8 protein-coding genes and 1 pseudogene are annotated in these 6,237 nt (G+C 68.4%); 7 read left to right on the top strand and 2 right to left on the bottom strand.

The genetic code is table 11. The features are described from left to right. A pseudogene (locus tag AC32QD_RS05015) lies at positions 1–332 on the top strand (ribonuclease D); the annotation flags it as partial. Between the two features lie 6 nt (positions 333–338). On the opposite strand, the gene AC32QD_RS05010 reads toward AC32QD_RS05015, so the two are convergent. Then, a complete protein-coding gene (locus AC32QD_RS05010; RefSeq protein ID WP_492009386.1) occupies positions 339–794 on the bottom strand; it encodes a hypothetical protein in 456 nt (151 codons plus the stop codon). 123 nt (positions 795–917) lie between these two features. Between AC32QD_RS05010 and AC32QD_RS05005 the strand changes: the two genes are divergently transcribed. The 4 genes from AC32QD_RS05005 to AC32QD_RS04990 all read left to right on the top strand — a co-directional run bounded on the left by AC32QD_RS05005 (position 918) and on the right by AC32QD_RS04990 (position 4,193). Continuing rightward, on the top strand, positions 918–1,361 hold the full coding sequence (locus tag AC32QD_RS05005) for a SufE family protein (protein WP_492009385.1): 444 nt from the start codon (positions 918–920) through the stop codon (positions 1,359–1,361). Positions 1,362–1,456: 95 nt separating this feature from the next. Continuing rightward, a complete protein-coding gene (gene bmt / locus AC32QD_RS05000) occupies positions 1,457–2,467 on the top strand; it encodes a betaine--homocysteine S-methyltransferase (RefSeq protein ID WP_492009384.1) in 1,011 nt (336 codons plus the stop codon). 129 nt (positions 2,468–2,596) lie between these two features. Next, positions 2,597–3,304, top strand: a complete 708-nt coding sequence (locus AC32QD_RS04995; RefSeq protein WP_492009383.1) for a corrinoid protein — start codon at positions 2,597–2,599, stop codon at positions 3,302–3,304. Positions 3,305–3,521: 217 nt separating this feature from the next. Then, positions 3,522–4,193: a DUF1638 domain-containing protein gene (locus AC32QD_RS04990; RefSeq protein WP_492009382.1), complete on the top strand. Its 672-nt coding sequence runs from the start codon at positions 3,522–3,524 to the stop codon at positions 4,191–4,193. Positions 4,194–4,218: 25 nt separating this feature from the next. On the opposite strand, the gene AC32QD_RS04985 is transcribed toward AC32QD_RS04990, so the two are convergent. Next, positions 4,219–4,869, bottom strand: a complete 651-nt coding sequence (locus AC32QD_RS04985) for a PAS domain-containing protein (RefSeq protein WP_492009381.1) — start codon at positions 4,867–4,869, stop codon at positions 4,219–4,221. A 292-nt stretch (positions 4,870–5,161) separates the two neighbouring features. Between AC32QD_RS04985 and gmk the strand changes: the two genes are divergently transcribed. Both gmk and AC32QD_RS04975 read left to right on the top strand, forming a co-directional pair. Next, the gene (gene gmk / locus AC32QD_RS04980; protein WP_492009380.1) at positions 5,162–5,818 is read left to right on the top strand and encodes a guanylate kinase; all 657 of its coding nucleotides are present in this window, start codon (positions 5,162–5,164) and stop codon (positions 5,816–5,818) included. Next, on the top strand, positions 5,815–6,237 hold a 423-nt coding region (locus tag AC32QD_RS04975), incomplete at its 3' end, for a gamma carbonic anhydrase family protein (protein ID WP_492009379.1). The genes gmk and AC32QD_RS04975, both read left to right, overlap by 4 nt.

The raw sequence follows: 6,237 nt of genomic DNA, 5'->3' as shown, positions 1-6,237 counted from the left end.
GTATCCTGGAGGCCGTGGCCGAGGGCGAGGCCTGCCCGCCGGACCGACGCCCCAGCCTGCCTCCGCCGCCCCAGCGCCGCCACGGATCGGCCGCCGTCGCCGACGTGCTGAAGGTGTTCCTCAAGGCGCGGTCCGACCAGCTGGGCGTCGCCGCCAAGCTGATCGCCTCGAGCACAGATCTCGAAGCCCTGGCAGGCGAGCAGGATCCCGACGTGCCGCTGCTCAAAGGCTGGCGGCGCGAGGTGTTCGGCACCGATGCGCTAAGGATCGTCGCCGGCGACGTGGGCCTGGTGGCGCGGCCCGGCGGCGTCGAGCTGATCGAGGTGGACTGAGCCTGCTCAGAACTTGAGGATCATGCCGCCCTTGGCAGCGTGGATGCGGATCCCCTTGGTGCCGCGCAGGTCCTTGAAGTCGACCGGCAGGTCGGCGCGGACGGTGCGGGCACTCTTGGACGCGTCCTGGACCGCGAGCGGCTTCAGTGGCGCCCGCGCGACGAAGTCGTAATCGATATAGCCGTCGGGTGCAGGCTTGCCGTCGCGGCGCGGGCGCAATTGAGGCATCGAGTAGCCGACGCCGGGAGCGAGGCCGTAGGCGGTGATCACCAGGCCGTTGCGGGTCCGGCCCATCTCGACTTGCGTGACCGCCACGACCGGCACGTAGGATGCCTCGACCTTCGCCTGCTCGGCCTTTGCCGCCTGCTCCTTTTGCTTGCTGCTGGGGCCGAACAGCGAGCACCCGCTTGTGGCGAGTGCAATGGCGAGGGCTGTGACGGCGAGCACGGCACTGCTGCGCATGAACGGTTTCCTCCGGTTGAGTTTTCCCGGGAAATGGCCATATCCAGGAGGGAATTAAAAGGAGAAAATGCGCGCCGCGCCACGCGGGCGATCGTGCTCGGCGGGCGCGCAGAGGAGAAACGGATGAGTCCGTCTGCCGATTTCCAAGAGATCGTCGACAATTTCGAGTTCCTCGACGACTGGGAGGATCGCTACCGCTACGTCATCGAGCTTGGTCGCGCGATGCCGTCGCTGGCAGATGAGCAGAAGACCGCGGCGACCAAGGTCGACGGTTGCGTCAGCCAGGTCTGGCTTTTGCCCGAGATCCGGCCGGGTAGCGAGGCGGAGCACAACGAGGACACGCTTCATTTCGAAGGCGACTCGGACGCCATGATCGTGCGCGGGCTGATCGCGATCCTGCGCGCACTCTACTGCGGCCAGCCGCTGAGCGCCGTGCCTCGGATCGACGCGCAGCGCGAGCTCGGCCGGCTCGACCTCGAGCAGCACCTCTCGTCGCAGCGCTCGAACGGGCTGAAGGCGATGGTGCGACGGATCAACGATCTCGCCCGGGCCGGAGCACCGGCGTGAGGCGACGGCCGCGATTGAGGCTGAACATCGCGCAAGGGCCGTGTAACGATCCGCGCCACGCGAATCAGGCAATCCAAGACAGGACACCGGCCCGAATGCCCGACCTTCTCACACGCCTTCTGTCCGAGCGCGACTGGCTGCTGCTGGACGGCGCCACCGGCACCAACCTGTTCGCTGCCGGGCTGCTGCCCGGCGAGGCCCCGGAATTCTGGAACGTCGAGGAGGCGGCAAAGATCGAGGCCCTGCACCGCAGCTTCATTGGCGCAGGCTGCGATCTGATCCTGACCAACTCGTTCGGCGGCTCGCGCTATCGGCTGAAGCTGCACAAGGCCGAGGGCCGGGTGCGCGAGCTGGCCATCGCCGCCGCCTCGATCGCCCGCCAATGCGCCGACGCAGCCGGGCGCCCTGTCGTGGTCGCCGGCTCCGTGGGTCCCACCGGCGAAATTCTAGAGCCGGTCGGGACGCTTTCGCATGCCGATGCGGTCGCTGCCTTCGAGGAGCAGATCGCCGGGCTGATGGAGGGCGGCGCCGACGTGATCTGGGCCGAGACGATCTCGTCGGTCGAGGAGTTGCGCGCCGTGGCCGAGGCCGCCGGCAAACTGGGCGCGCCGTACTGCGCCACGCTGAGCTTCGACACCGCCGGGCGCACGATGATGGGCGTGACCAGCGAGGGCTTTGCCGAGCTGGTCCGCGCGCTGCCCGCGCCCCCGATCGCCTTCGGCGCCAACTGCGGCACCGGCGCGCCGGACTTGCTCAGGACGGTGCTGGGCATCACGACAGCCGCACCGCAGGCGACGGTCATCGCCAAGGCGAATGCCGGCATTCCCAAATATGTCGACGGCCATATCCATTATGACGGCACGCCCGAGTTGATGGCCGAATATGCCTGCCTCGCGCGCGACGCCGGCGCGCGGTTGATTGGCGGCTGCTGCGGCACCACCGCGGATCATCTGGTCGCCATGCGCGCTGCGCTGGAGCACCGGCCGCGGGGCCCGCGCCCCGGTCTCGACGCGATCCGCGAACGCATCGGCGAATTCACCTCGGCCGACGACGGAACGGGCGAGGCCGCGCAGCGGCCGGCCCGGCGCAGCCGCCGCCGGGCCTGAGCCGCGCCGCTCTCGTCGGTTTATGCGTTGCGGGTGACGATTTTATTTGATCCCCAGCACCAAAACTCCAGTATTTCCCGGTGCGAAGAGACCGGACCGCCAGCGCAACCGGGTACAGGGGAATTCGCCATGTCCGACGACGCCGACGACATCGTCCTGAGCGAGCTCGACGACGACGAGTTGACGCAGCAGATGCACGACGACCTCTATGACGGTCTCAAGGACGAGATCATCGAGGCCGTCAACATCCTGCTCGAGCGCGGCTGGAAGCCCTACGACATCCTGACCAAGGCGCTGGTCGAGGGCATGCGCATCGTCGGCATCGACTTCCGCGACGGCATCCTGTTCGTGCCCGAGGTGCTGCTGGCCGCCAACGCCATGAAGGCCGGCATGGCGATCCTCAAGCCGCTCTTGGCCGAGACCGGTGCGCCGCGCGTCGGCAAGATGGTGATCGGCACGGTCAAGGGCGACATCCACGACATCGGCAAGAACCTGGTGTCGATGATGATGGAGGGTGCCGGCTTCGAGGTGGTGGACCTCGGCATCAACAACCCGGTCGAGAAGTACCTCGAGGCGCTGGAGTCCGAGCAGCCGGACATCCTGGGCATGTCGGCCCTGCTCACCACGACCATGCCCTACATGAAGGTCGTGATCGACGCCATGAAGGAGAAGGGCATCCGCGAGGAGTACGTGGTGCTGGTCGGCGGCGCGCCGCTGAACGAGGAGTTCGGCAAGGCCATCGGCGCCGACGCCTATTGCCGCGACGCCGCGGTGGCGGTCGAGACCGCCAAGACCTTCATGACCAAGAAGCACAACAAGCTGGCGGCCGGCGGCTGAGCCTTCCGATTCGACCCCCGGCCGCGCGGCGGTCGCGGGCTCTCGGACGACGCTCCGCGGGTGTGTCCACGCGTGGACATATATCCAACGCATTGATATCGTTGAATTTGCGTTGCGGACGTCCGTTATGGTTACGGTGGGGTGAACGCTGTCGACCGTGACGCGATTGCCGGACTCCACAGCGTCGCCTATTTGCAGGCACGAAAGGAGGGGCGCCATGGAGCGCCAGCGGCTCGACTTCGACAGGCTGACGGAGGCCGGCCTCGCCACCCCCGGGGCCGGCGGCGCCGGGCGCGTGCTGGTCATCGCCTGCGGCGCGCTGGCGCGCGAGATCCTGGCGCTGACCCGCCTGAACGGCTGGACGCATATCGACCTGGCCTGCCTGCCGGCCAAGCTGCACAACCAGCCTCAAAGGATCCCCGAGGCGGTGCGCGCCAAGGTGCGCGAGGCGCGCGAGCGCGGCTACCGGCAGATCCTGATCGGCTATGGCGACTGCGGCACCGGCGGGCTGCTGGACCGCGTCTGCGCCGAGGAAGGCGTCAGCCGCATCGAGGGGCCGCACTGCTACAGCTTCTTCGAGGGCAACGCGGCCTTCGCCGCGCGCGCCGAGGCCGGCGAGATCACCGCCTTCTACCTCACCGACTTCCTGGCCCGGCAGTTCGACACCCTGCTGTGGAAGGGCATGGGGCTCGACCGCCACCCGGAGCTTTTGCCGATGATCTTCGGCAACTACGAGACGCTGGTCTACCTCGCCCAGACGGACGACCCGGCGCTGGAGGCCAAGGCGCGGGACGCCGCCGAGCGGCTGGGCCTTGGCTTCGAGAAGCGGCGCACGGGCTATGGCGAGCTGGCCGACTTCATGGAGAGGGCCGCCGCGGCGCGCGGCTGAGCGGGCGCGACCGGAGCGGTTCGGCCTAGTCCTTGCCCTTGACGATCTTGAGCTTGGGGATCGCGCCCTCCGAGCGCTCGGCCTTGCGCCCTCCCCCCTCGATCGCACGCAGGTGGCGCTTGGGCTGGAAGGGCGCCTGCTCCTCGGCGAAGCCGGGCACGGGCTCCTCGTCGGACTGCGCCGTATGGTCGGCCAGAACCGGCTGGATCGCCATCGATTCGATGGTAAAGCGCAATGGCGTCGCTCCGGGGGCGGCTGCGCGACCGTTCACCGGGTGCAGGCAGCCGATCACCCGGTCGATCAGACCCAGACTGCCGCGCAGGGGCAGCAGCACGACCTCCCACACCGCACCGTTTTCCGGGGCATTCAGGCGCGCATAGCCGACGCCGGGCTCGGCGATGCTCTCCGCCACCAGGGCCAGGAAGCTCTCGCGCGAGCGGCCTTCCATGATCGCCCGGGCGCTCATGCCGCGCAGGTCGAAGCCGAAGGCCTCGAGCAGGCCGCTGCCGGCAAGGCGGAATCGGATGTTGCCCTCCCCGAGGTCCTCGAGCACGAACAGATGCCGCGCATCGGCGGAAATGTCGCGCGGATCGATTTCCGTGCGCTCGGGGCACGCGCGCCCGGCCCTGAGGCGCTCCCAATAGCTGTAGAGCGCGCGGATCTCTCTGTGGATCATCTCGTCGCCGTGCCGCGCCAGCCGGTACCATGCCAAGTCGATCGGGGCGGTCCCGCAGTCAATCTCTTCTTTACCACACATTTCGTTCGTCCTGTCCATCCGCTTGTCCGTTCCGAGGCCGGTGCCGGCCTGCCCCCGAACAAGCAATTGCCGTGCCAGACCCAGATCCGCGCGGCAGTTGACCGCACGGGCGCCACCGCTAGAGTGTCGGCGCCGAGCCCGCATCCCGCGCCGCGGCCGCTTCAGGAGAGAGCGCCGACGCTCATGACCCCGCGCCCATGATCCCCGCCACATGAACACCGCCCCCCTCGATCGCCGCGGCATCCTGTTCGTGCTGTCCTCGCCCTCGGGCGCGGGCAAGACCACGCTGAGCCGCCGCCTGCTGGGTGACGACGCGGTCTTCACGCTCTCGATCTCGGCCACCACGCGTGCGCCGCGGCCCAAGGAGGTCGAGGGGCGAGACTATTTTTTCGTTTCACAAGAACGGTTTGCCGAGATGACTTCGCGCAGCGAGCTGCTCGAGCACGCGCAAGTCTTCGGCCATCGCTACGGCACCCCGCGCGCGCCGGTCGAGGCGGCGATCCAGGCGGGCCGCGACGTGCTGTTCGACGTCGACTGGCAGGGCGCGCAGCAGCTGCGCCAGTCGGACCTCGGCCCCCTGGTCGTGACCGTGTTCATCCTGCCGCCCTCGATCGCCGCGCTGGAGCAGCGCCTCAGGGCCCGCGGGCAGGACACGGACGCGGTGATCGCCGGGCGCATGGCGCGGGCGCGCGACGAGATCAGCCACTGGGCCGAATACGACTATGTCCTGATTAATGACGATCTGGCCGAGTGCTATTCCCGAATCGGGACAATCGTCGCCGCCGAGCGCCAGCGCCGCGACCGGCAGAAATGGCTCCAGCCGCATGTGTACAGGCTCTATCGCGAATTCGAGGACAGGCTGAAATGACGCTTTTTGCGCTCGACGGCATCGCCCCGACCCTGCCCAAGAACGGCGACTGCTACGTGGCGCCGGGCGCGATGCTCATTGGCCGGGTGACGCTGGCCGAGGAGGTCGGCATCTGGTTCAACGCCGTGCTGCGCGGCGACAACGAGCCGATCACCATCGGCCGCGGCTCGAACGTCCAGGACGGCTGCGTATGCCACACCGACCCGGGCTTTCCCCTGACCGTCGGAGCGGAAGTCACGGTGGGCCACAACGCCATCCTGCACGGCTGCACGATCGGCGACGGCACGCTGGTCGGCATGGGAGCCGTGATCCTGAATGGGGCCAAGGTGGGCCGCGGCTGCCTGATCGGCGCCAACGCACTGATCACCGAGGGCAAGGAGATTCCCGACAACTCGATGGTGGTCGGCCAGCCCGCCAAG

Source organism: Thermohalobaculum sp. (genome assembly GCF_058622915.1).
This window is presented reverse-complemented; position numbering and strand designations above follow the sequence as displayed.